Annotated in this window: 1 protein-coding gene; it reads left to right on the top strand. The window is 59.5% G+C overall.

Features of this window, described 5'->3' with window-relative positions:
• Positions 1-116: 116 nt before the first annotated feature.
• A complete protein-coding gene (locus tag P1T08_18945) occupies positions 117-482 on the top strand; it encodes a hypothetical protein (GenBank protein MDF1598147.1) in 366 nt (121 codons plus the stop codon).
• Positions 483-538 lie beyond the last annotated feature (56 nt).

Here is a 538-nt window from a genome sequence, read left to right on the forward strand (position 1 = left end):
CGCCTGCAGTTTCTTTGACATAACTCCATCCTCGCTTCCAAGGTAAAGAGTCTCCAAGAATCCCAGGGCGATACAGTCCCCATCGGGTCGATGGACATGGGGAGGCGTGGCGAAGCTTGGACGCTCACCGCGACCAGTTGAACAAGTGGCTGGTCGATGGGGAGCTCACAGTGGTGAAGAGCCATGAGCTGTTGGAAAGGCAGGGCTTGGTGGTGCCACAGCGGACGCTGCACCGTTACGCCCTCGAGGAGCTGGGTGTGGGCCGGTCGGTCCGGTCGACGACGGTACGGGTTGCTGATGGTGAGCCCGGCGATGAGCTGCAGGTCGACTTCGGCAAGCTGGGTCGGATCCCCGACCCGGACACCGATCGGATGCGGGACCTGTGGGCACTGGTGTTTACACCGGTCGTATCGAGATTCAGTTTCGTATGGCTGTGTCACCGACAGACCATCGACGACGTGATTGAACCGCCCTGGGTTTGATGGAGACTCGGTTGTTTGGTTTCCAAGTCATCCGGTAGTGGTCAGTTGAGCGTAGT

This window comes from Acidimicrobiia bacterium (genome assembly GCA_029210695.1).
GTDB lineage: Bacteria > Actinomycetota > Acidimicrobiia > Spongiisociales > JAHEDJ01 > JAHEDJ01.